Source organism: Ferviditalea candida (genome assembly GCF_035282765.1).
GTDB classification, from domain to species: Bacteria; Bacillota; Bacilli; order Paenibacillales; family KCTC-25726; genus Ferviditalea; species Ferviditalea candida.
Genome location: NZ_JAYJLD010000032.1, coordinates 1 through 25,146, shown reverse-complemented (window position 1 = coordinate 25,146; position 25,146 = coordinate 1). Strand labels below are relative to the sequence as shown.

The following is a 25,146-nucleotide window of genomic DNA, read 5'->3' as shown; positions in this document are numbered from 1 at the left end:
CTATTCTTCACAGACAGGCAGTGGAATCTGTCCAGCTCCATTAATAGTCGTCCAAAGCTGCAGCCCCTCTATGATCCCTTGATAAAACAGCCTTTCTTTTTCCTTTGCTTGAATCCAATTGCTGCGCTCCTCCCATTCCGACACCAACTTGAGCTGTTCGGGAGTTAGTGTGTGCTTCAACTGTTCCATGCAGGATTCGATTTTTCGATATTCCTGCTGGACTACGGGATGAACCTTGATTTGCCGCTCCCATAAATCAAACCGTCGTCGTAACATCCTGATGAGCTCGGGTTCCATTCCAACACACCTATTCTTCTTGATTGAGTGTGTCGATGGTAACTCTGCCCAGCCGTTAAATCAAGTCATTTATGCCGCCGCCTTCAATCTCGTTTGCCCGTTCTGTAAGAGGTACTAATTCTTTAAAGTCCTTTTATTTGTTTCGACAAGACAAGCAATGATCGTGCCCCTTGTAGATTCGGACATAAATCTCAGGAACAATTTCAATCGTCTTCCCACACTTTAAACAAGTAAACGGAATTCTTGTCATTCCTTCCACCTCAAATTCTGCCGCACAGGATCGGCCTATTTGAAAGAAGTTCCCACAACAAGCAGCATGCAGGTGCTATACCCCGCACATCCCTTCACATTCGTTTTCAAAACGTGACTGGTTGTCTGAGTGATGCAAATTAAACTCCACCTCGTCGAGCGGTTGCAGCGAACGATGCAAGTACACCTGTCCTCTGACCTTCGGCAAGCTGGTTCGGATTGCTCGATCTAACTCGACTACTTGCTGCCATTCCTTCGGGCTTTGCATTTTGATCTCTTGCCATACTGCGTCCGAATGGTATGGACAGAACAGGCAGGCGGATTTCGGTGGTTCCGGATACCCGTTCTTCGCCAGCCATTCCAGACAGTCCGCTCGGGTCATCTCCTTTTCGATGAGCGGCCAGCGGTTGAAAATATATTTGTGTCTCGAAGGCTTGACTCGCATCGCTTCGTCCAGCGAAATACCGATCCATTGTTCAACCTGCGTTCCTTTCAGCACATGCTGACGTGGCCTAAGTCCGAGAAGCCGCTCGCGGATGGCGCGGATTATGCAATCGATTTTATACTCCCGGGTGCATTTGCGCATGAGCGCTCCCATCGCTTCCGGCTTCTCCAACACCCCGCCTTTTACATAAAATGGCGGATTTGCAATCCGGTTTCGTTGACCGGATGCTGCCTGCCGAAGATCCTCCATCAAATTGCCAGCTTTGGCGCGATAAATCGAAAAACGGTGGCGACCAGCCACTTCTTCCAGCCATTCCAGATGTCTATACACCCGCTCCGGCTCCGCCCCCGTATCGGCAAAAATGGCGCAGTCCGGTATCCGGTCAAACTCTCCATGAAGCGCCATAAGCAACATCGTCGTGCTTTGTACCCCGGCTCCAAGGCTAATGACGGTATATGACGACATACAACCCCTCCTCGCTCGTTCACACATCTACAAAACAACCATAGTCACCCCATTCCTACGAAAAAGTGGGGTGTTGTCATTTCAGAGAGGCTCTTTTCTTAACTGTGCAAGCGTAAAGTTGCATGAAAACAAAAAGAAGGCACATTTCTGTACCTTCGCGATTATTAGCTTGGAATGCCGTTATCATAAATCCGGCGGATGTTCCTCCCTCCGCTGTCGAATTGTTTTAGATAATGAGCATACAAAACGCAACCATCAGTAATGATGACCGAACTTCATCCGCGCAAGCTTGCTTCATATCGTCGCTTTTCATCATCCCAGTCCACTTGCTTGCCATCGATCTGCCGAACGGCTTGCTCCACGACGGAACGGAGCGCTCCAGAAGGAGGCGGACTGTCCCATTCCCGATTGTAGGAAAGCTCGCAATCCCTAAGACTGAACAGGCCGGTTTTGCTCACATAAAATTGGACAATCCGTCCCTCAGCAATTCCTTGCGCGAATGGATGTTCCATTACCTGCGCATGAATGCGGTAACCGTTGATTTCACCTTCATAACACATTCCCAAGCCCCACGAGCACATCACCTTAATCGGCATTTCCGTTACTCCTTTCATCTCCATTCATTCGTTTTACAGATTCCTTATCCAGGCAGAAAAATACCCGCCAAAATCTTGGCGGGCAGAACAACAATCGTCAATTATGGGGGTTATCCGATTTTCCGAATCGTTCGCTTATAGGCATCTGACCAATCAATTCATCCAGACAGGCATACATGTGAAATCCATCCAGAAATCCGCGTACGTACATCTCCTCTTTTTCTATGGACTCCTGCAGCGCCAAGTGATCCTCCCATTCGCTGAACATTTGCCGCTGTTCACCGGAAAAGGTCTTCTGGAGCAATTCAAACAACACGGAAGCCTGTTTCCATGCCTTCTTATTTCTTGGATGGCTATTCATACGTTGGCCTAGATCATCTACGCGATTTCGGAATGCCTTGATCAACCATGGAGGTACACCGTCCACACTCATTTCTCCCTTCTACAAAAGGTGTGTCGATCTTACCTCTGCTGCACTCAGTATGGCAAGTCGTTTCGCGCAAGTCACGGCTTCTTTTTTATCGCCGCGCCTCGAACGACCAGTCGACGTTTTTCCCGTCAAAATGCCGCACCGTTTTCTCCACCACCGTACGGATACGGGTATCGTTCGGCGGACCGCCATCCCATCCCCGGTCGTAGTTGGCCAGATTGCGGTGGAATCCGGCTGAACGATCCGGGTATACAATCAGGCGGCTAATCCGCCCTTCGGCAATCCCGTATGGGGATGGTTCCGAAAATACCTGCGCCTGAACAAAATAGCCATCCACTTCCCCTTCGAACAACCGGCCCATGAACCACGGACCTTTCTCCTGAAATGACATGATCATCCCTCCACAAATTCCATTTGTACCTATTCTTTGATCGGACCGCTATGATGTTTGACCATACATGAGCCAGGAGCATTCAACTTTTCGTTGATGCTTAACTATCTCGGATACTCCTCCGATTTGATGACATCAATCTCGCCACTCCGTTCGTCATCTTGGTTGAGACACGCATTGCCATATCCTCCTCGAAAAGGACACAACTATTTGCACCGATCCTTCTTAATCGTAGGGCTGATTTTTTCGGATTGTTCCGCATTTGTCACACTTCACCGTACATTTGCGCATGTAATTCAGCTTTTCAAATCCGCTCAAATGCTTCGGATACTCTTCGACCCAGATAACATGGAAAAATCCGCCGCAAGAACATTTGAACACGCTGCTTACCTCCATCCGTAACTTGTGATCAAACTAAAATCGGAGCAGCTTTTGCTTGAACGCTTCCAGTTCCTGAATTCGTTTCTCTTGGTCAACCCAGGTTGCGATGTCTTTTCGCTCTACAATCAAAGCCAGAGCACGCTTTTTTATTTCCGGTTGCAATTTGTTTTGTTCCATTTGCAAAGCGGCCAGAGCCAAAACGACGGAAACATCGTTCATAGGATCTGGAAAATCCGCTATACACTGCCTTGTTACTTCCTCCATGGGCAATCCATCCCGGACAAACCGGCGGAAACGGTCCCGAATATCTAGCGCATCATCATTGTCGAAAATGCCAAAACCCCATGCACCCATCCCTATCACAGTCCTTTCTTTTTTTCGTTTTCCAATCGCTCGGCTGGACTGGTGTCGAAGATAACTCTGTCCGCAAGTTGTTGCAAGCCGATTTTGCAAATTACTTGTTCTTTCCGGTTGAATACTTGAATGGATCCCCTTCTTTGAGAACCGATACACCGTTTTTTTTCAAAAAGTCTGAAAGGCGGCTTTCATGAATCATGTTCGTTGTTCCGTTTTGATCGCGAATATAATAGATGGTATCGCCGAAGCCGTTCTTTTGTTTGCCCACCAGTTCCAGCGACGGCATCATTTCTCCCTCCTCCGACAAACCAATTCCATAGCAAACTGGCGGCTGGGTCGGACAAAAGCATCCGCCGCCGGATGTGATTGCGTACATACGCATACCTCCGATGAACTCGAAAAGGACCCCTGCACACGCACTCAGGAGTCCTTTTCCGACGATGAAGCGATACAAATATTAATGCGTTCCGCCTGTGCCGAAGTCATCGTAAGAAGAAAGGTCTGCATGATAAAATACGATATCGCCGTCCTTCAATTGGAACGTCACGCCGTACGGATCGATAAAACTGCGCTGAAAACCTTCCTTCTGCCACTGGTTGCTCAGCGGTCCGTAGATGTACTGCAAGTGCGGGTTGTTCATGTCCCGGTTGCGGATCGTTTCAATGTTAAAGTTAACGATGATATATCCGTCTTTCAGAAAGATCGGCGAATGGTCATCCAGCCGATTCGTGCGACCGTACTCGGCCAGGTTGAATCCTTTCGGTACGACATACGGCGCTGCGGGCAAGCTGTAATAGCGATAGGTGAGAGTCATCCTCTGATGATCAGTAGGAGCTCTTTTCCCCCGCTTCACACCGTACGTGACAGTTTCCCATCATACGGCGTTCCATCATGCATGGTTTGCCCAGAACCTCACTTAGGTTGACAATTTTTCTCTGAAGCGTAGAATCCTTTTCCGCATTTTGCTCAGTAAGTCTTCATAATCCCGTCCATCGTGAATCATATCGTGGCACGCTTTGTGCAGGGTTGCGAGATTCGCCACTCGGTTAACGAACTCCAAAGGTAAATGGGGCTGGATATGATGGATGTTGACGTCATGTTGTACAGGCTCCTGACATACCCTGCATTTTCCTCTATCCCGATTGAAGGCATACGGACGATTCAGATAATATTCGAAATTACGCTTGCTGTCCTTTTCCTTCCAAAGAATGGCCTGCGAAAAGGATAATGTCAGCAAATCGTCCGCTCGGGCGAGTAGGCGTTTCTTCCCTGTTCGTTGACGGTATATCTCCCTGCCTTCCTTACTGTAGGGAGTCTCGTTTTGCATTTTGGGGTAGGTCATACGCCATTTGCAAAATGCAAACGAGGTGATACCGATTTTCAGTCCACGATACACAATGGCAGGTACGGCGGTTGTATAATTGCTGTGAACCGAGTGCAGATTGCTCAGTTCATTCGCCGGAGTCCACGTTCCACCAAATCTTTTGAGTGCTTTGTAAGCCGTGTAACGGAGTCTATCGGCTTCTTTGGAAAGCACCATGTTCACCCAAGTAGCTGCTTCGTAATACTGAATGACGCCGCGGATTTTGGAATTGATCACGTTAATCTGATGGATGAGTTCCTCGATCAGTCTGGATTGACGAGGTGAGAGCTTCCTTAGATTCCGGATGTCTTTCCTGATTTCTTCCACTTTGTCTTTCAGCCGCTGGGGATTTGGCCGGGTACGGGCTATGAATCCTTTCCGAGCTTTTCCTTTTGTTACTTTGTACGTAAATCCCAGAAACCGAATCGGCTTTTTCCTGACGTTGGTAATGAGCGTTTTCTCTGCTGAAAGTCGAAGTTTTAAGTTCGTTTCCAGATACTTCGAAATACGCCGTTTCCATTTCTCCGCATTGCTCTTGGTTTGAGTGACTAAAACCCAATCATCCGCGTAACGGATGAGGTATGCTGGCTTTAAATTGCTCCTTCGTTGTAACATTTTTCTTGCTGAAAATTTGTCCGCATACGTCTTTTGGGTTTTCTTCTCTTCCCATTCTCGGACAATCCATTGGTCGAGAGTATCCAAATATGCATTCGCAAGAAGCGGGGAGATGATACCGCCCTGTTGCGTGCCTAACGGGTTTACTTCGAGTTCGTCCATAATCCCCGCTTTGAGCATTTTATTAATGATAACCAGCACTCTACGATCCCGTATCCCCAAGTGCCAAAGTTTCTTGATCAATTTGGTATGGTTCACTTCGTCGAAGAATTTGGATATGTCGCCCTCGATAATCCAATGGTATCCTGTATAGTGAACGATGTCCGTCACTCTCTGAAGCGCCATGTGAGCGTCACGCATGGGACGAAAACCGTACGAATGGCTAAAGAATTGCGCTTCAAGAATCGGTTCTATCACCGAACGAACGCATTCTTGTACGATTCTGTCGACGATGGCAGGAATACCAAGCGGCCTTTTCTCACCCGGTTTGTTTAACTTCGGAATGTATGTTCTGCGAATCGGATGAGGATTGTAATTTCGAAAAGCGCCTTGAACACCTGCAATGACTTGTTCATAATCGCTTTCCAGAATATCCCGCATTCTTTGACCGTCGGTTCCCGGCGTTTCGCTCCCATGATTACTTTTGAGCTTGTGGATGGCTGTCAGTATAGCCGTTTCGGATGACATGATTTCAATTAAGCCTTTTATTTTGGGGCTTTCGCCATTGGCAATGCAATCGCGAACGTTTTGATACATGTCGTCCAGGATATTGCGGAATTCGGATTCGTTCTTCGGATAGTCGAATTTTTGCGCCAATGGACATCCCCCCTTACTTCAGAAGATTTGTCGCAATGGCTTTAGTCAGGTATGCTCAACGGCTTCCTCGACAGTTTGTCAACTTTATTGTGATTTTGCATGACTATGCCCCTTCGCCATGTACAAGGCTTTCCCTTGCTCGGACTACTATGGGCTGCTGCCCCTCAGATTCAACGGTCATTTCCTACCATTTCGCGGCACCGAGGCATACCCCTCTTGCACGTCCGCGTCTGAGGATCACTTGTTCCTTACACCCTAGCCTTGCATATCGCTTTAGCCTTCCTCTTTATCCCGTCAATCGCCTTTTTGCCCACGGTTGGCGGGCGCAAGACTTTAATCCTATGCCGGATTAAAACAGTACACAGCAGGCGAAAATACCGTGACCGCGATTGATCCCACAGGGTGGGCGAGTATCTTCTTATTCGATACCCTTGGCATTTCGAGACGTACAAACGAGGATTCCCGGTGTGTAGGCATGGCGATTTTATGGCGCCCCGACTACTCTCTTACCGTCACAGGTTCGATTTCGCCGACTTTACCGAGCTTCATACCTCGCGATGGTATAACCGCGACGCATGTCGGAGTTTAGGCTTGAATTGCCAACCTTCAATTCAGACAGGAGCTTCCCCTGTCAACTCGGATGTAAAGTTAGACATCGATTAATCTGATGTCCTCTGGCTTTGTCGGACGTTACCGTCCGGGTTGAGCCGGAAACAAGTCACACTTCCCCGTACCATTGCTGAACCGAAGCATTCGCTCTTGCAGTGTCCACTCCGGAAGGAACATTCATACTTCCAATGGACGTTCGCAGAGCCGGAGGAAGAATTAATACATCATAACCGCCTACATACGTTTTCTTTTTCGTGTTTTTCAGGTACTGATCGATAAACGCTTGTTGGGTTTGAGCGCTGCCACCAGAAAGACTCCATGATGAAACGGCAGTGTTAATCATTTCCTGCTGCGGGACATTTCGTAGCCGTTCATCGAGTGTAACATACCGTTTCTCAACGTCATCACTGGAGCCGATCCGTACAAACTTTTTGTCGCTCGTATGGTAATAAAGATCGACCAACTGCCGATTACGACCATCGCGATCAACATAGTAAAACGTTGGGGTAATGCGGATGCCATCCTTCGCTCCAAACATGTTGCCTTTCGTTTTTACATCAAACTATTGGAATAGGTAAGGGTTTGAAGTTATCTCCGCCTTTTCCCCTCCACCACACCGTGCATGCAATTTTCACCGCACACGGCGTTCCACCTTATAACCTAAGTGTTATATGGACTCAAGTTTACATGCTTTGCGGTAGAGATTGATTTTATCAATCATTGAGTCGGTAAGTTGTAGGATGCTTTTGTAATGTTCAATCGACTTGTTTACGGTGGCGTGAACTAACCTGTGTACATCGCGATGAATAATGCGTAGGTTAGCGTATTCATCTGTACCACCTAGAGATAGAGGTTTATAGTGATGACAACGAACCTCTTCTGCCGGTAAGAATAAACCTGTAATTTCGCACAATCCCTGAACCATTGAGTATCTCGAAAGCCTGTTATCGGAATATTCAAGGGTTCTGTCCCAACCATCCGATCGGACTAATTTAGATATCTCAAATTGGACATGGTATTTAAGATTTGCGTGAATATTTTCTCTGGCTTTAGCGCAATAGGGAGTTAGCCCCTGACTAAAGTTGAGTGGTTTATCCTTGGAAATATCCGACAAGGGAAAAAGAAGCGTTCCTGCAACCTCCCAAGTTTTGTTATTGTTTCTATAGAACTTGGAATAAGTGGGCGGAGGACGACTCGGTCTTCCATACTTGCCGATGGATTTAAGACGATTGAACATGAACCGGCTTTTACAAAAGGCAATTTCCTGAAAGTCCATGCTTACATGTGATGCGAATTTAAAATAATTGTGTAAGCCAAGGACAAAACTGTTCCACTGTGAGACTGTTTTTGGAATAGGTGACAGTTTAATTTCAGTGACCAATTTGTTAATTCGCTTCTTGATCTGGTCTTTTTTCTTGTCCGAAACGAAGCTATGAGCCACATGCTTATTGCCTTTAGGAACGGCTCTAATCCTAAATCCCAAGAAATTGGATGGTTTCCTACGAAGGTTTATAACCATTGATTTCTCAGGAGAGATGTCTAGTTTCAGCCGTTCTTTGAGGTATTGGGGACTGTAAAATCTTTTGTGTAAACTCCTAAACCTTCATAGATTACAATGGAGAAAGAAAGGTTGGGAGCGACATGAAAGAAAAGAAACCGAGACTCATTCCACGGGAACAATTGCGTCAGTTTATCAAGGAGAACAATTTAACCTCCGTGGCAGACATCCAAAATACGTTGAAGGATCTCTTTGCCGAGACGCTGCAAGAGATGCTTGAAGCCGAGATGGATCATCATCTGGGCTATGAAAAACATGATGTGAAGAACAAGGAAACCTCGAACAGCCGGAATGGGCACAGCCAGAAAACCGTTACATCTGAATTCGGTGATGTAGAAATTGGAGTTCCCCGTGATCGCCAAGGCGAGTTCGAACCGGCCATTGTAAAGAAGCATCAGAAGAAGATGCCGGCTATTGAAGATCAAATTATCGCTCTGTATGCCAAGGGCGTCAGCACTCGAGATATCCAGGACCAGTTGCAACAACTCTATGGGATTGAGGTATCGCCTACCCTGATCTCCAATGTAACGGCCAAGATTATGCCGCTGATCAAGGAATGGCAGAACCGCCCCCTGCAGAGCGTGTATGCCATGGTGTACCTTGACGCCATTCACTTTAAAGTCAAGCAGGACGGTGCCATCGTAAATAAAGCTGCCTACATGGTCGTTGGCATCGATTTAGAAGGACATAAGGACGTGCTGGGTATCTGGATCGGTGAGAACGAATCATCGAAGTTTTGGCTGCTGGTCCTAAACGAATTACGCAACCGCGGTGTACAGGATATCCTCATCATTAGCGTTGACAATCTGAAAGGCTTCTCGGAAGCCATCACGGCCTGCTACCCCAAAACCGAGATCCAAAAGTGTATCATCCACCAGATCCGTAACTCAGTGAAATACGTGTCCTACAAGGATCTCAAGAAGATTACTGCGGCGCTGAAGCCGATCTACACTGCGGCCTCAGAGAAAGCAGCCCTGCAAGAATTAGATCAGTTTGAAGCCGATTGGGGCGGTAAATACCCGCTCATTATTCGTTCCTGGCGTAACAACTGGGATGAGCTGGCGACGTTCTTCAAGTATTCTCCGGAAATACGTAAGCTGATTTACACGACAAACATCATCGAAAGCTATCACAGGCAATTACGTAAAGTGACCAAGGGAAAAGCCATTTTCCCAACGGACGAGGCGCTTCTGAAAATGCTGTATCTGGCCACAATGGACGTCCTGCGCAAATGGACAGGACGCATTCAGAACTGGGCCCAAATTCTGCTTCAACTGACAGTACACTTTCCAGATCGAGTAGAAATTCGGTAGTATCCATTTTTAGGGAAATTGGAGTTTACACAAAACTCTGGACAGACTCAGGTATTGTTTTACAGCATGGTACCATTTATAGGCATCCTGTGATGTCCTGGAGAAGATTTTGAAATCATCCGCATATCTCACGATAAACCCTTCTTTGAGTCTTGTTCTCTTAAGGGCAGCGTATTTATTTCTTTGAGTGTACGGATGTTTGGTTCTAAAATCTTCCCACTGTCCAGCCACCCATTGATCCAAGTCATTAAGTACTACATTGGATAATAAAGGGGAAAGAATTCCGCCTTGTGGCGTGCCTTTTTCTGGTATTCCCGCCTTTTCAATGGGTGCCTTCAGCATTTTGCCTATCACGGCTAGTACTCTTCGGTCTTTAATCCCCATATTCCAAAGCTGTTTTAGAAGCAGTGTATGATTTACGTTATCGAAGAAGCCCTTTATATCAATGTCAACTACAAAGTGAAGTTGAGCATTGTTGATTAAGGTGTCACATCTTGATTTTGCATGATGTGCGCTTCTTAGAGGCCTAAATCCATAGCTATGCTTATAAAACTTCGCTTCACAGATAGGCTCAAGAATTTGTTTAATCATTTGTTGTATCAATCTGTCAAGCATACTTGGAATACCTAGTGGGCGTTTGTCGCCATTGGGTTTGGGAATGAAGACGCGTCTGACAAGCTTCGGTTTGTACCGATCAAGTGATTCACGAATGATGTTGATGAATTCATTCTGGCTGTAGCTTTTGAAGTCATCAATGTTAAATTGATCAGTGCCTTGAGTCTTCGAGCCTTTGTTGCTTTTAATCATTCGATAGGCTAGGAGTATGTTACTTTCCGATGTAATAAGGTCGTATAGCCTATCGAACGATCTTCCCTCTTTACTTTTCTGGTAAAGAGCATCAAAGGTGGATTGCATCCCGTAATATTCAGCGTACCGCAAATATGTGATGATTGTGGACAACTCCTTACAAGTTGTTTCCCACATTCTTACCAGACCGATCATCTGCAACTTGAGTAATTTTACAATTAGATTTATAAGGCTTGGGGCTATCCCTCCAGAATGTTTCCATTCTTTCATTGGTACTGTGCCCCTACTCTCACAAGAGTAAATCATGTTGCCATGAACCATTCCCTTGATAGAGGTTTAACAACGATTTGTTGTTTGAATGTCCCTTGCTTTCCACGTTCCGATTATTCTAGCTATCCATGCGCGTTTTAGGTGGCGACTATGAGCCTGTAAACTTTATACCCTCATTGTTAGGTATCCCGAATTTCATAACTTCAAATCTTACTTTTCGGTAGTTTACGCTGCTATTGCAGCACAACCCTTTCGGATTGTTATACCTCTAGACCCGTACATTCGCCGCTTCGTCAGTTACTTTGTGTAACATTCTCACCATGACGCGCTTTTCAGCATCCCGACCTATCTCAAGCCCTATCACTTTTTGGAGTGACTTAGACTCGATTCAGCCGACTTCACCTAGCTTCAAACAAAAACAAGCTATCACTTGTTTTCGCTTGTAGGAGTATTAGATAGGAAGTTTAAGCCAACATGAAGGCTGTCATTCCTTCCTTCGAATAATCAGTTGTTGCTCCCATTTGGGAGCCCACTCTTTTCATGCTATTAAGCACTTATAGAGTAACGTGTCGCACTGATGTGATACCCCGTTTTCACGGCTACGTTTTTCTTCCCGGCCTCCGGATGACTGCCCTGCCGAACCGGCAGCACGAATGGAGACTGGTTTCCCCTCGCCTCGCCATCGATCCCATTCATTCCGATCCAGTAGGCATTTCCGGTTGGCGCGGCGCTCCCCTTTTGCGTCCGGAACACCGTCTCCCAGTTATAATCGGCGATGTCGGTGATGCGGAAATCATAGAGGCGGCCAATGACTTCTACCGGAACGACCTGCGTGGCGACGTGATTGCTCACCTCCAGATTCGCGTTCATTTGTGTGCCAAATGAAGTCGAAGGGCTGTTTTCCGCAAAGGTGCGGAACAGTACGTCATAGTTGCCTTCGTCGACCCACACCGGCAGGAAGAACGTTGTTCGTTCCTGTCCGACCGGAATCGACGTCCACGTTTCTTTCGGGATGAATGTCGACTTGTCGCCGCTATATACGTCAAACGGGAACCAGACTTGCTTGTCTTTCGTGTACTTCGCATAATCCCGATTGCCGTAGCCTGAAATTTCCCGGTGCTGTCCGCTGGTAGGTACGGTTACGGTAAATGGCCGATCCAAAATGAGCGCCGATCGCCCCTCTATCGGCTCCGTCTTCTGGTTATGCGCCTTGTCATCCGAAACGGAGGCATAGTTGACAACCGGCGTATGCACGGTCACGGTGTTGATCCCGTTGATCGGATACGATGCGTCCGCTCCACCCTTTATACCTTTAACAAGGAAGAATGCGATTGTTCCGGTACCTGGCGTATTGGATTTGTTCGTTTTTCCTTTGTCGATCCTATATCCTTTCTCGTACAGCACATCGCGACCGATTTCATCAGGATCTGGAATTTGGCCAGGGGAAGGCGCTTTTTCCTCAACTGTCCGGTTGTCCATGACGGTAACGCCGTTAAAGTCGACAGAGTCATTTTTTACCTTAATTTTTCCGATTGCTTTTTCCGCTTCGCCCTTCCAGTCTTCATTCGGTACTGACGGCCGGCTGGAACCGCCGGAAATCGTTTTACCCGGCAACGTTACATTCGAGTACGTTGGGTGCGTGATGTGGGATGACAGGTCATCCGAATTTTGTGCGGTTACAGTTGGCGCTGAATAACCTCCGGGCTTAATGGTGACGGTTCCGGAGGGCAGCGCATAGTTCTTGAAGATCGCCTGCTTGATCCCGTATACTTCCAGATTATCGATTTGCCAGTAAGCATACTTTCTCTCAATGGCGTAGTCCTTGGTCACCGTCTGCGTAGCCGAACGCGGCACGGAGATAGTGGTCCCGTTCGGTCCGGAACGCTTCACTGTCCAGGTCAGCGTATACGTTCTGCTCACCTTGATCGGGTAAGTGCAAGTGCCGGACATTTCCGCAAATTCATTCTGGTACAGATAGCTTTTGGAAGTAGCGTTGACATAAAGGCTCTCCGAGGTCGGGATTCCCTTCAACACGTCGAACTGTTCTGCTCCCCGCTGGTCGGCTTTAATGACACCCGTTGCAGCCGGATCCATCGCCTGCGCGCGTTGTACGTTTCCCTTGCTTGGCGCGGTACAGCCTTGAACGCTTCCGCCTCCGCCGCCGGTATTTTTGGTTACTGTGTGGTCGGCAGTCGAATCGCCAGAATTGCCCTCAACATCTTTGACAACGACCGTAATCTGCACCGTCACGCTTGATCCTGAAGCAAACGGGATTTTAATCGGGATCGTTTTGCTGTCCGATGTTCCGCTAAGAGTTCCGGTCTTGTCGCCCGTTTGAACGAGGGAAGCGTTTTTCATCGATGTAATCTCATAGGATTGGAGGTTTTTGAGCGCTTTGGCTTCAAAAATAAAATCCCCATTCACTTCGGTCGTCGCCGCGCTTACTTCCGTTGGCGCTTGAATGCGGGAAGCGACGGTGACCGAGGAGGGGATTTTGTAAATGCCGACGAAATTGGAGCCGCCTGCTGCCACGGTAATAGTGCGTTCCAGCAGCTTTGGATCGTCTTTTTCCTGAATGAATTGTTTTTCATCCGGTTTGTCGTTGTTGATAATGTAAGAGCGGATAATTTCATAGGCTTGTCCGCTCGCCGTAATTTGCTCTTCAAACGTATGGGTTGCTTCCGCTCCTGTAGCAATTTTGCCTTTATCCGTTTCCTTGAGCTTTGTTCCGTCTTCCATTTGGTAAATGGCTTTCACAGGATTGTCCTGTTCCTTGTATACCGCAACAATATCGGCCCCGCTCAAATACACGCTGATATGCCGATTAAGCAGATTGGCATCGTCTTTTTCCTGAACAAATTTTTGGTCGTCGGGATTGTTTTTGGACACGATGTAAGAACGAACAATCTCGTAAGTTTTGCCTTCGAACGTAATCTGCTGGTTGAATGTGTGCTCGATTTCTTCCCCGGCCTTGTAGTCCCCTTTATGGAAGGAGCAACTCGAGTCGGAGATGGCTGTTCCTTCCTCCGTCATGCAAACGATATCGACTGGAAAATCCGGGCTGTCGTATGAGACCGGAATGCCGTAGTAATCGTCCAAGTCGTCAGGATGCGCCCAGGACTGGGCCCTTTTAATCTGATCCAACGTATAGTACGGCCCACCGATCTGACTGCCGTTTTTCGTCACAATCATGATCGCGTACAAATAGATCTGATCGTTTTGTTTGATGCCTTCCATGCCGTTATCGGTCAGCGCTTGGGTAACAGTAGCTTCCGGAATTTCAAATGAGGTAGTTAACGGTTGGCCTGGAATGGGCGGATCAGGGTATTGATCGATTTGCGTCAGCCCATCAATAGGCGCTGAACCTTCGCCTGTCGGATCGCAATGTTTACCGCTTGAATTATTGTAACAAATGTCGTCCCTGCGGATCGTCCAACCAATGGTTTTATATTTGATTCCTGATGTGGCTGCAGTGCTAGTCACATCGAACTTGATTTTCCCTTCTTTTATTCTGACTGCTGGCACCTCCGCATGAACAACTAAGGAAAGAAAATTCAATAAAAAAAAGCATGCCAGCAGCATGCTTACAAATTTTTTTAATTGTCTGCTCATTGTTTTACCCTGCCTTTTTCATGAGGTAATTTCGAAACAGACTTGCTTGAGGGTCAACCTTTAATGTTCTACCCCAATTACCACCTACATTTGTAGATAAGTATATGTCGGTATAACCTTCATACCAAACGCCCTTCTCAAACGCGACGTCGTTGGGAAACCAAGTATCGTATATAAGCCTTTCATTATTCGTAAATGCATCAAATTTAATTCTAAACTTTGAACGTACGTGATAACCGCCAAACCCATCGTCATAAATCATCGATGGTTCCGGATCAAGATAACCTTCCATCTGTATATGGTTCTCCTTGACCCAGTCTACGTATCGCTTTATATACTTCAGTTCACTTCCATTCAATTGGACTTTGTTCGCAAACAATTCGTCTGCCCAATTGTAATCAATCGTTTGATAATCCGCATTCAGCCAAACTGCCCCAAATGCTTTTAGGCGCGACATCCAAATATCAACATTTTCTTTCTTGAACTCAGGTATGGTCGAGTACAATTCGGAAGAAACTTTTCTTTCCGTCGGATCCGGGTGAGAATGTGGATACTTCATCTCATACATCTCGTTTGGCACATCTGCCAAAATATACGGGTAATCCTTCGCATTCTTTGGCAGGTCGATTGTACGGATCAAGCGGCCCCATTGATCGTACTTCGCCTCCGCACCTTCTCTAGTTGAGATCAATGCGGTCGAAGCGGCATCATCCCACTTCACCGTCGCGCCCAGCACCTCGCTGACAAATCGCAGCGGGACAAATGTTCTGCCTCCGCTTATAATAGCCTTCGTATCAAAGGTCTCCTCTTTCCCATTGACCATCGCTGTGCTCTCGCCAATCGTCAGCAGGATGCGCTGGTCGCCCCGCTCAATCGGCACCGTCATTGTCTCCGCTTCCCACCCCACCTTGGCGTTCATCTTTTCGGCGACAAAGCGCACCGGGACGAGCGTACGGCTGTTTTCATCAACGAATGCTTGGGCATCGGGAAACCAGATCTTTTCCCCATCCATGACGACGCTGACAAACGCCGGCGTTTTAGCCTGCGCGCTGGAGATGCCAGTCGCAAGACCAAAAAACATCGCCAGCGACAGACTGGCGCTTACCCATTTTTTCACGTTCGGTTCACTCCTTTTTTTCGATAAAAATTGAGAATATCAGGAAGAAAACGACGTTATGTCTCCATCATATAATCCCTGCGCCAACCTGTCCACTCCTTAAGCAACGACTTTCGGGTCAAGGATTGTTGCTGCAGTTTAGCGGCATATATCCTTTTTGCGCCGCCGCTTTTTCGCTGGCAAACGTCTCTTCCACCGGATAGGGATAATTGCAGATGCTGCGGTAATACACCTTCCTCCCGTCTTTCACCGCTCCGATGATTATCGGCTTTTTCAACACCCGACTTCCGCCCAATGCATAGTTGTTATACGTCTTGCTTCCCATTGGAATGCCTTGCACGAACGCCATGACGCCGATGTCGTTAATCGTGTTGTTCCATTCTTCGGCGCTGATTGTCGGCAGCGTAAAGGTGTAGGAAACGCCGTATCGCGAAGCATACTGGTTATGCCGGTTGATCCGGAATGCCAGTTCATTTTCGATGGCGTTGACGATCGCGCTGCGCCGCACCTGTTCAAACAGTTCCGCATCCCGCAAGAGCGGAATCGCAGTCGCCGATTGGATTTCCGGGCGGAAGCCCTCCCGCCATATCCGGCTGCTTGCTTCATACGCCATCACGTAGTCGTCCAATGTGAAGGAGAAGCTGTTCCCTTGCGTATCGGCATAGGCGTACGGCTTTTTCGGCCCCCATACAGGACGAATTTCCGTTTCTCCGGCAGCGTTCGTAACCTCTTCCTCGGCGTTCACCCAGAAACCATCGTAACCAATGACGATCAGAGCCGGAATGTAGCGATTTAACACGCCTTGTGCAATCGAATCTTCTGCTATGCCGAAGTTCATGTACAGCGTCCGATAAAACGTATCAACCGCTTCTTCCTTGTTCACTCGCACCCGCTTAGCCGATTCATATCGGGCTTCCTGTCGCTGGTTGGCATTGTTCAAGAGCGCCCGCGCAGCATCGTCGACCGCCGTATCGAGCGCGGCATCGTAGCGCAGCTCCGTCACCAACATCCGGCGCTGCGTCTCGGTATCAATCCGGTTGATCACATAAAACGGAAGCAGAATCAATATCCCTACAATCGCCCAATTAATCATCTTCATTACGTACAACGCCTCCGTAGGGGATGAAGATTTTTTCATTCGGGCTGCTGGCGTTGTTCAAAAAATCGTGCAGGATCGTACCGTTCGTCCGGTTATTGTTCTTCACCACAACATAAAATGTATCCCCGGCATGTAATTTGTAGCGGCGCGATGCATCGTCCTTGCCAGCCGTGCTATTCGGGAACATCACCGGCATAATTTGCGCATTGTAAAACATGTCATAATGAACGGCGTACTCCCCTCTGAACGTCTCTGGACGCGCCGGATCATCGTATACCGGGATATAACGCTTTTGCCCGTGTTCCATCTGCACATCGAATGTGTTGCCCGTCGCATGGATCGCCTGAAAGAAATCGTTGTACATCGTTGGGGAGATATATCCCTTGTCCCTGACCGCATCGACAAACGACGCCGTTGCCCGCAATACAACCAGCTCCGACACGTCATCCTGCTGATCGAACGCAGCGGAAATCGGGAAGACGTACAGGAGCAGTATGGCAATGAGTATGGCAAATACCTTGGAAATACTGTTCATCACACACCCCCTACCGAAGCAAAGACAATTCTTTGCAATTGTCCGCCAGGACCGCGATGATAGGAAGGCGAATAACGCCCTTGAAGTTGGATTCCGGAAGACGCAATTTGCTCTCGTTCCGTGGTTAGGGGGTATACTCTGCTATCCACAACGATTTCAACGCCGATCTCGTTGATCAACGCCAAGGACTGCAACACTTCCGCACCGGAAACGCTTCCGTCCCCCGCAACCGGAGCGAGCGTCGGATGTACGCTGCGATCCTGCGCTTTTCCCGATAAATAAGCCGTTTCCAGCGCTGCTGCTCCGCTTTGAAACAGCAGCAACCCGGTCGTGACTGCCAGCACAAAAACTAGACATGCGAAGCTCATATCGATCATCGTACGAACGGAATGGCTCACCGGCATGTCCTCCTTTCTTTACAGCAAGCCCCCCGCTGGGAGGGCTGCTGCTTTTTGATTTGCCGCGATGTCCTTACTACTGAAGCCTTACTGCTGACGGAACACAATGCCGCGAATGACGTTGCTGCTGTCCTTCACCAGCTGCGCCCGGAACTTGCCGCTCGGATTCACATAGTTGACGTTGGCTTCATCCATCGTATGATCGAGCCGGCCGGGCGCAGGACCGACCACTGAACCGTACGTGATGCTATCCATCGGAACGCCCGTATTGATTACCTTGCCGTACCATTGTCCAGCCGGATTTTTCCCTGTCACAACCTGAATGCCGAATTGATCCTGATCGTTGAACTTGCGCAGCGCGTTGACGACTTGGCTTCCGGATACGAGCGTATTGTCGTAAACGGTGAACGCCGTTTGGGACAGCTCCGTTTGAATGTTGCTGAAATTGCTTTGCGCCGCTTTGGTCGAATCTTGGGCGGATACAAACAATACAACTGCCAGCGTAATAAGGGCGATAGCGAGGAAAATGCCTGCGGCCATAACAAGTGCTTTTTGCGCGTTGGACATGGGAATTTCTCTCCTTTTAAAGTGGATTGTGATCGTGCTTTATTTGAAAGCACAAATAAGCCTTCTATAAATCAAGGCTACGAAAATCAAAGCTTACTGGATCCGCTGAATCTGCTCGTAATACACCGACATTTGATTCAAGCTGACGTAGACGAGCGGAAAGACCAGATACCCAAAAATAAGGGACATCATCGGCGCGAAGCCGATCAGCTTGCCCCATCCCGCTTTCGTTTCAATCAGCCGTTCATAATCCTGCTTGCGCTGCTCTTGCGCAAAAGCTTGCTCGGATTCCAAATCATCGAATGCTTGCCGGATCGGAATTTTCTCCACCGCGAGCTGCAGCTTCTCCACCGTACGGACAAATGGCAGAAACGGCGCTTCCTCCTTCAGTTCTTCCAGCGCCCGCTCGGCCCCATGCTCGTAGTGGAGCAAGCAATACTGAATCGGCGTTTTGAAAATAGACGCGAAGCGTTCCATCCACTCCAGCACATGCTCCACCGACATCCGGTCCATTTCGGACAGCATGGCGATCACCGAATGGAACTGGTCCACCTCGTGCTTCATCTCCATCTGCCGCATTTTCCTCCGGAACAACAGGACGCCGACAGGCGCATAGTAACCGCCCCATCCGATCAATAGAGCCGCCATCGCCTCCCACCATTTCAGATACTCATGGCTAAGCCCATCCATTTTGCTTAAGATGCGCCCTGCTGCGGCGCGAAGCTGGGCATCGCTTCGCGCAAGCTGCGGGTCTTTTCGCAGCTCGGCCAATATCGTTTCCGAGAGTTTGGTTTTCACCCCCTTCACATCCGACATAACCCTGCGGTCAAGCGCCGCCGCTTCCTTGCCTTTCGCTTCTTCCTGCGGCGACAGGCGGCCGAACATCGTTTCCGGCTTGACCGGCGCATAAAGAAGCTGGTATTTCGTCACCACATGAAGCGTGACAAACAGTCCGAGTACAAGCAGAAATGCGAGTACACTGGCCGTCGCCCGTTGCACAAAAAACCACTCCAAACGGAGCGGCGAGTTCGTTTCTTTCAGCAGCATTGCACTGCGGGCTACCTCCCTCGCGCCGGATTCCGGCGCGATCCGGTCGATGACCCAGCGTACCCAACGAAGTTCGTAGACCTGTTGTTCCCACGGCTTGCGCCGCCTAGTATTTTGTTCGCCATCCAACTCCCGCATGCTGCGAAGCAACACATAAGAGCCGAAGATGACAAACAGAATGACTAATTTGGTAATCCAGCCTAGTTTGCCGTTGTAAAAATCGTCCATCGACGGGAAGTAGTTTCGCGCCCAGCTTTCGATCGGCTTGGTGAACAAAACTGGGATCAGCGCGATTGCCGTCAGCCCTTGCAGCAAAAAGCTAAGCTTTTCCCGGCGCAGAATGTCCAGATTTAGTTCGGTCGTCAGCTTCCCGAGCGCTTTTAAGTATAGCGATCCGTTCTGCAATGTCTTGTCGCCGTACTCCTTGACCAGATGCGATATGCCGGCAAGTCCTTTAAGAAAGCGATTCGGCGCAACCTCGTAATATTGTTCCAGCCTCTCTTCCGGATGACTGGCTGTAAGAACGTCATACAGTTCCTGTCCGTGCAGCGTCATTTCGTGCGGAGCGGATTCCGCCGCATCGTAGATCGCTTCCTCCACCATCCCATGCCGATGATAGTGATGCCGCACATCGGCCATGAAGTGACGAAGCTGGCGGAGCAGCCGGTTTTCCAAACGATGAACGAACGCGTCCGCGACCATGCCGTGAAGCGCCCAAGCGCCAATGGCAAACATGAGCAGCGTCATCGGATCGCGGACAAACAGGAATAGCGGAATCGCGGCGACTGCCAATATGCTCCATGCCGCAAGCGCAATCTTGATCGCCTCCAGCCGCAGCTTCCATTCGTCATACGGCGCAAGCAAAGACAGCCGTTTGCGAATCGCGATCAGGTACGCGCGAAGCAGCGGAATCCGTTCACATGCGATATACAATTGTTGCAAGAGGCTGTGAACGGCATGCTTGTTCGTCGGTTTGCCGGGAAGCCGCAGTTCCTCGTATTCCCGCATGGAGCCTGCTCCGGTATTTTTGCGGGACAGCCATTTGAACAACAGGACGGCAGCAAGGAAAAGCACAACCGCCCCGCCAAGGACGAGCGACAGCAGCACTTTAAGCTCCATTCGGCTCACCCCAGTTCGCGGTCAGGAACGCTGCAAATGCCTCGCGGTCCGCTTCCGGCATATGTTCGCGCATCTCTCGCACGTTTTGTTCGGATATCGGATGGAGGGCCACATACTTTCCGTCCCGGAATTCGACTACATTCCGCGCTTCGTACAGCTTTCGGTCAGTGGAACGACGGAAATATTCGACCGCCGTTTCCATAAACGCAGCCATCTTGTCTTCCAGCTTTTCGCACTGCCGGTATTGGTCAGGATAATCCAACTCCTGATCAAGCGGCACGCACTCCGTAATCCGCTCGATATAGCGGCGCCCGTCACTGTCGCGTTTCAGATGAATATCAAAGTTGACGACGCTGATCACCTGCTGCTCAGCTATCTTTTCGTTCGTGAACACGCCGGTTTTCAACAGCGAATTTCGCAGCGAAAACACGAGATCGCGGAACGTTTTGGCATGGTGGGTAAAGAGCGTGAACAGCGATGCGACCTGCGCCATCTGGATCATCCACGCCGCGACCGGATCGGTCGCCACCTCGCCGAGAATGTTCACCGTGCCGTCCGTCTTTTTCTGGATGTCGAGCCCGTCCTGTCCGGAAATCGTTTCCGTCTCGCGGAAGCTGAGAATATTGCGGTCCTTGTAAATTTTCCGCAAATGAAGCTCGAAGCTCATCTCCTGCACCCGGATCGTAAACGTGGCGGAAATGAATTTGACCATCGCCATGAGCAGCGTCGTCTTCCCGCTCCCCTGCGCGCCGGTGATCGCGGTGATCCGCGCGCCCTTGACGAGATAAGTGATCAGGCTGATCGGAAGCCCAGCATTTTCATCCTTAATGAGTTGCTCCAGCGTGGCGCTTTGCACATCGAATTTGCGCACAAAAAAAGCCCACGATTCCGAAAATCGGGGGCGCAGCACAACGACGCGGGAGCCGTCGGCCATCTCGTTCACCTTGAAGCCATTCGCTTCCGACAATTGGCCGGGATAGTTGTACTTGTACACGTTCTGGCACACGCGCTTTAGTTCTTGCTCCGAGCCGAAGGAGAGGAAGCTTAAATGAATGGATTTCCCTTTATAGAAAATCCAGACGCTATCGTGGGACTTCGGCACTTCGCGCAGCAGCGAATCGGCCTGGAATTCCCATTCTCCTTCCCACACGGATTGAGGTAAGCCGGAAACGCCGCCCGACACGCCGTCGATTTTCATATCCCGGATTTCGTCTACAACGCTAAAACCCTTGTACGTTTGATAAATGCGCTGCACGACGATTTGCAGCTTGTCCTCGAAATGCAGCCGCCTTGCTTCCTTCTTGTAGATATCGTGGATTTCCTCGGCCGTAATCCGGTACGATTCGATTTGACCGTCCTCAATGCCGAACTTGGGACGATCCAGTTCATACTTGCAAATCAGCTCGCTGAGCGCATCGTAGCGGTGCCGCTTCTTGTACAGGTGCAGCAAAATTTCGAACTGGTCCTGCGGCGAAAGCTCGTACAGATCGTCGAATGGGATGAGTCGGTTGATGTTCGTTTCATCCAGCTTGTAGTTCTGCACCAGCAAATCGGCCAAAAACTGCTTCACATACGTCTTGTCCCGCAAATCCCCGGAGGTGCAGCCTCGCAGCGCCTTCTTCAGTTCCGCCCGCTTGTTTTTCCGGCGGCGGAACTCCTCTTCGGACAAGCCGAGGTCATACAAGTTGCTGCTCGTCAGATCGTGCAACGCCTGTTTCACATATCCGGTCATCGCTTCGATGGTATAGGCGCGCTCCTCCGGCGGCTTCTCCGCCTTGCTTCCGCTCATCCGGAAATAGATCAGCGCGGCGGCCAGGCCAAGCAATAAAACGATCATGAATCCGTTGATCCAAACAAGCACCCGCTACACCCCCTTCCCGCCAAAAAATGGTTTGTTTAATCCGACGTGTTCGATGATCGCCTGAGCAAGAGACCGCACACTCTGCATAAAGAAATAGTGCTCGTGATCGCGCGGCACGCTGCGGTTGCGGAATAGAAAGTCTACCGCCCGGCCCTCCTGCGAAGCGTCCATAAAGCACGCCTGATGCGGAACCGGATAGATCGGGATACTCGTCTTATGCTTCCGTGCGATATTTCTCGCGGTTAGCCCGGAATGCCGGTCATACTGCCCCAAAACAAGAAGCGTCTTTTTGTCCTTCAGCAGTTCCTCCTGATGCTGAAAAAACCGCTCCAACACGAAGCGGTTTTGGTTGAGACTGACAACCACGAGATCCGCATTTTGCAGGAGCGCCTGCGTCCACCCGGACCCGGTCCCGCTCCCTCCGTCGATCATTGTCAGGTCGTAGTATCTCTTTGCCGTATCGAGCAGCGGCTCTATCGCGTCTTTCAACGCAAGGATAAAGGTTTTGTCCGCCTTGTTCGAACCGGGCAGCAGGTCGAGCCGGTCCTTGAGTATCGGTAAAGTGTAATCTCGGATCAGCTCCGGCGTAAGCTTGCGGTTAATTGCAAGCCTGGCCAATGCGTCAATGCCGGTGTCGGCGGCAAAAACGATTTCGTCTTCGCCTTTCATTCGCCGCTTCATAAACGCCTGCTCCATTGGCGTGCGGCGGCTTTGCAAATGACCGAGCAAAAGCAAGCGGGAGGAATACTCGAGACCAAGCAACGCGGCGACTGCAATAAGGTTGGTCGTGTTGCCCGTTTGCCCCGGCGCCGGACTCCAGAAAACAACGTTATGTCCCACGGCGATCCCTCCTTGCCTGCTTCCACGCCGTTTTGACAGTGCGTTCGTCCCAATCAAACAGCGTTTTCGCCAAGGATAACGCGGTTCGGATGTACGATCCGGACAACTTGTTCACGTCGATGCGGCTGTGGTGCTGATTATTGATTTTTGCCGATACGTCCCGGTCATCCAGGGGGATGCGGAATACCGGCTCCTGCCAACGAACCGCAACAGATACATGGAAGGAGTCGAAGTAATCTTCTCTCATCGTCGTCTGAACATACGGATATACCAGCTTGAAAAATGCCAGCGGCTGCGCGGCTGATTCTGCCAGACACAGCCGTTGCATCAATTCCGCGTTTTTTTGCACGGCCAGCTTTTCCAAGCTGCTGCACCAGACGCGATGCGCAAACGTTGGCAGCTCCCGGCCTTTGACAAACTCGGTATGATCCGTATCGATGAGCATTATGTCGTAACGTAGCCAGTTGCCATCCGTTTGCTTCAAATAGCGATCCAACTGACCGTGCGTAATAAACCCTCCGGCGACGTCCATTCCTTCAAACTCGGTCACGAAAGCGCCCGGCCGTTCCTCCGACTCCGGGAGATAAGCTTGCACGGACTGCGCGATTGTCGAATCGACGAGCAACACTTTAAGTCCCGACGCAGTGAGCAGCTTGCCGAGCACAAGCAGCAAATGACTTTTATCCGGCGCGCCGAAAAAAACGATCTGTTTCATGTCGTCCTCCTTTCCTTAACCGCCTGCATTCGATTGATTAAATACATCTTCAAGCCGGTTCGTCTTTGGCGGCTCGTTGCTGTCCTTCGGCTTCCCCGTCGAAACCGGGGCCGATGTGTCCCTTGCCGTTTCCGGTAAAGCAGTGGCTTGTGCAGGTTCGGCTGGGGAAGGCGCGCTCGTCTGCGGTGAAGCAGCTGTCGAATTGGATTTCATCTGTTCTGTCGGAACGGTTTGTGCGCCAGCCGGTTGTTGAGCTTGCTGCTGAAGGATTTGCTGCCGGAACGCATTGTTTTGCTGAGTCGTGACGCGCTCGTTTTGCAGCTGCTGAACGGTCACACTGCCGCTGGCAACCCGCATTTTGTCAGTGTCGCTCATCGCTTTCAGGTTATTGTCCAAGGTTACCCGGAGTTGGCGGGCAAGTGTATTCTTCGCTTCTTCCAACAGGTTCGGGTCTCGTTCCATCAAGTCGAGCACCTTCGGGTTGGACGGATAATTGGCCACAGCCCCTTCCTGCATGCCCGGATCGACATACGTGAGCGCATACAGCTTGGCTCCTTGCAAATAAGCGTCGATAATGGCGCTGGAAGCCCGCAAAATTTCGGCTTCGTTCATTTCGTACCATACGATCGTGCCGGATAGCTCCCGGACCTTCTTTTTGGCAAGAACAATGAAGTCCTCGCCGGTCGGGAAGTTGATCCGCACATCGACAAACTGCCCTTTTTGCAGGTTCGTCGGGAGCTGGATGACGTTAAATTCCTGCATCCGAATATCCTTGGCAAGAGGCTTGTCTTCAAACAGCATAGAAGCCGAAAGCGGCATGTTCGGCTGTAAATCGATTTTTGCGATTTTGCCGACAACCGCGCTCGGCTCCTTGAGACTGCCGGACGCTGCTTGGGCGGTCGATACCTCCACCGCCTTCACATCCCCCTCCTGAAGCGTTGTGCCGGAAGGGATGCTTCGATTGGCTACCAAGACTCTTGTTTTAGCGGCTTGTTCCATTGTCTCCCGTTCCTTGATCTTCATTTCGTATTCGTTTCGGAGCTGTTTCTCAAAGCTGGCTTGCTTCGCCTGAAAATACAACACAAGTCCAAACGCAAACAGGAGCACCGTCAGCCCTCCGGCGATGGAGGCAATGATGACCCGTTTCTGTTGTCGGTTGTTCATGGCTTATCCTTCTCCCACTATAAAGTAATGTTTTCGCCTGTTTTCTCGCTTATTCTCATGATTTCAACTTTGACAATTTGAGAGGTACTGGTGGAGAATGTAGTCTGCAC

General features: G+C 49.6%; 22 protein-coding genes and 2 pseudogenes. 1 reads left to right on the top strand and 23 read right to left on the bottom strand.

Annotated features, from left to right (window positions below; translation table 11 throughout):
* The 11 genes and pseudogenes from VF724_RS17035 to VF724_RS16985 form a co-directional block, all read right to left on the bottom strand.
* Entirely contained in the window at positions 1–276 is a 276-nt protein-coding gene (locus VF724_RS17035; protein WP_371755441.1) for a hypothetical protein, read from the bottom strand.
* A gap of 346 nt (positions 277–622) precedes the next feature.
* A complete protein-coding gene (locus VF724_RS17030) occupies positions 623–1,456 on the bottom strand; it encodes an adenine nucleotide alpha hydrolase family protein (RefSeq protein ID WP_371755440.1) in 834 nt (277 codons plus the stop codon).
* Positions 1,457–1,731: 275 nt separating this feature from the next.
* Entirely contained in the window at positions 1,732–2,052 is a 321-nt protein-coding gene (locus tag VF724_RS17025) for a DUF7678 domain-containing protein (protein ID WP_371755439.1), read from the bottom strand.
* Positions 2,053–2,149: 97 nt separating this feature from the next.
* Positions 2,150–2,479, bottom strand: a complete 330-nt coding sequence (locus VF724_RS17020; protein ID WP_371755438.1) for a hypothetical protein — start codon at positions 2,477–2,479, stop codon at positions 2,150–2,152.
* 91 nt (positions 2,480–2,570) lie between these two features.
* Positions 2,571–2,873: a DUF7678 domain-containing protein gene (locus tag VF724_RS17015; RefSeq protein WP_371755437.1), complete on the bottom strand. Its 303-nt coding sequence runs from the start codon at positions 2,871–2,873 to the stop codon at positions 2,571–2,573.
* 414 nt (positions 2,874–3,287) lie between these two features.
* Positions 3,288–3,608, bottom strand: coding sequence for a DUF4259 domain-containing protein (locus VF724_RS17010; RefSeq protein ID WP_371755436.1), 321 nt, complete (start codon positions 3,606–3,608; stop codon positions 3,288–3,290).
* A 100-nt stretch (positions 3,609–3,708) separates the two neighbouring features.
* Positions 3,709–3,987, bottom strand: a complete 279-nt coding sequence (locus VF724_RS17005) for a hypothetical protein (protein WP_371755435.1) — start codon at positions 3,985–3,987, stop codon at positions 3,709–3,711.
* An 81-nt stretch (positions 3,988–4,068) separates the two neighbouring features.
* Positions 4,069–4,413: pseudogene (locus VF724_RS17000) on the bottom strand (DUF5704 domain-containing protein); the annotation flags it as partial.
* Positions 4,414–4,527: 114 nt separating this feature from the next.
* Positions 4,528–6,405 (bottom strand): group II intron reverse transcriptase/maturase, encoded by a 1,878-nt coding sequence (gene ltrA / locus VF724_RS16995; RefSeq protein ID WP_371755434.1) that lies wholly within the window; start codon positions 6,403–6,405, stop codon positions 4,528–4,530.
* 718 nt (positions 6,406–7,123) lie between these two features.
* A complete protein-coding gene (locus VF724_RS16990; protein WP_371755433.1) occupies positions 7,124–7,552 on the bottom strand; it encodes a hypothetical protein in 429 nt (142 codons plus the stop codon).
* Between the two features lie 129 nt (positions 7,553–7,681).
* The gene (locus VF724_RS16985; protein ID WP_371755432.1) at positions 7,682–8,497 is read right to left on the bottom strand and encodes an HNH endonuclease signature motif containing protein; all 816 of its coding nucleotides are present in this window, start codon (positions 8,495–8,497) and stop codon (positions 7,682–7,684) included.
* A 158-nt stretch (positions 8,498–8,655) separates the two neighbouring features.
* On the opposite strand from VF724_RS16985, the gene VF724_RS16980 reads away from it, so the two are divergent.
* Positions 8,656–9,885, top strand: a complete 1,230-nt coding sequence (locus VF724_RS16980) for an IS256 family transposase (RefSeq protein WP_371755431.1) — start codon at positions 8,656–8,658, stop codon at positions 9,883–9,885.
* 48 nt (positions 9,886–9,933) lie between these two features.
* Here the strand turns inward: VF724_RS16980 and VF724_RS16975 are convergent.
* The 12 genes and pseudogenes from VF724_RS16975 to VF724_RS16920 all read right to left on the bottom strand — a co-directional run.
* Positions 9,934–10,836, bottom strand: a pseudogene (locus tag VF724_RS16975) (reverse transcriptase domain-containing protein); the annotation flags it as partial.
* A gap of 672 nt (positions 10,837–11,508) precedes the next feature.
* Positions 11,509–14,574 (bottom strand): DUF5704 domain-containing protein, encoded by a 3,066-nt coding sequence (locus tag VF724_RS16970; RefSeq protein ID WP_371755430.1) that lies wholly within the window; start codon positions 14,572–14,574, stop codon positions 11,509–11,511.
* 4 nt (positions 14,575–14,578) lie between these two features.
* Complete coding sequence (locus tag VF724_RS16965; RefSeq protein ID WP_371755429.1) at positions 14,579–15,691, bottom strand: copper amine oxidase N-terminal domain-containing protein; 1,113 nt, start codon at positions 15,689–15,691, stop codon at positions 14,579–14,581.
* A gap of 118 nt (positions 15,692–15,809) precedes the next feature.
* The gene (locus VF724_RS16960) at positions 15,810–16,790 is read right to left on the bottom strand and encodes a hypothetical protein (protein WP_371755428.1); all 981 of its coding nucleotides are present in this window, start codon (positions 16,788–16,790) and stop codon (positions 15,810–15,812) included.
* On the bottom strand, positions 16,777–17,325 hold the full coding sequence (locus VF724_RS16955; protein ID WP_371755427.1) for a hypothetical protein: 549 nt from the start codon (positions 17,323–17,325) through the stop codon (positions 16,777–16,779). Before VF724_RS16955 ends, VF724_RS16960 begins: the two co-directional genes overlap by 14 nt.
* Positions 17,325–17,723: a hypothetical protein gene (locus VF724_RS16950; RefSeq protein WP_371755426.1), complete on the bottom strand. Its 399-nt coding sequence runs from the start codon at positions 17,721–17,723 to the stop codon at positions 17,325–17,327. The genes VF724_RS16955 and VF724_RS16950 overlap by 1 nt, the downstream gene beginning before the upstream one ends.
* An 87-nt stretch (positions 17,724–17,810) precedes the next feature.
* Entirely contained in the window at positions 17,811–18,290 is a 480-nt protein-coding gene (locus VF724_RS16945) for an ABC transporter permease (protein ID WP_371755425.1), read from the bottom strand.
* 93 nt (positions 18,291–18,383) lie between these two features.
* A complete protein-coding gene (locus VF724_RS16940) occupies positions 18,384–20,456 on the bottom strand; it encodes a hypothetical protein (RefSeq protein ID WP_371755424.1) in 2,073 nt (690 codons plus the stop codon).
* Positions 20,446–22,293, bottom strand: a complete 1,848-nt coding sequence (locus VF724_RS16935) for an ATPase, T2SS/T4P/T4SS family (RefSeq protein ID WP_371755451.1) — start codon at positions 22,291–22,293, stop codon at positions 20,446–20,448. The genes VF724_RS16940 and VF724_RS16935 overlap by 11 nt, the downstream gene beginning before the upstream one ends.
* Before the next feature lie 27 nt (positions 22,294–22,320).
* Positions 22,321–23,157: a CpaE/TadZ family protein gene (locus VF724_RS16930; RefSeq protein ID WP_371755423.1), complete on the bottom strand. Its 837-nt coding sequence runs from the start codon at positions 23,155–23,157 to the stop codon at positions 22,321–22,323.
* On the bottom strand, positions 23,147–23,872 hold the full coding sequence (locus VF724_RS16925; RefSeq protein WP_371755422.1) for a hypothetical protein: 726 nt from the start codon (positions 23,870–23,872) through the stop codon (positions 23,147–23,149). The genes VF724_RS16930 and VF724_RS16925 overlap by 11 nt, the downstream gene beginning before the upstream one ends.
* A 15-nt stretch (positions 23,873–23,887) precedes the next feature.
* A complete protein-coding gene (locus VF724_RS16920; RefSeq protein WP_371755421.1) occupies positions 23,888–25,036 on the bottom strand; it encodes an SAF domain-containing protein in 1,149 nt (382 codons plus the stop codon).
* Positions 25,037–25,146 lie beyond the last annotated feature (110 nt).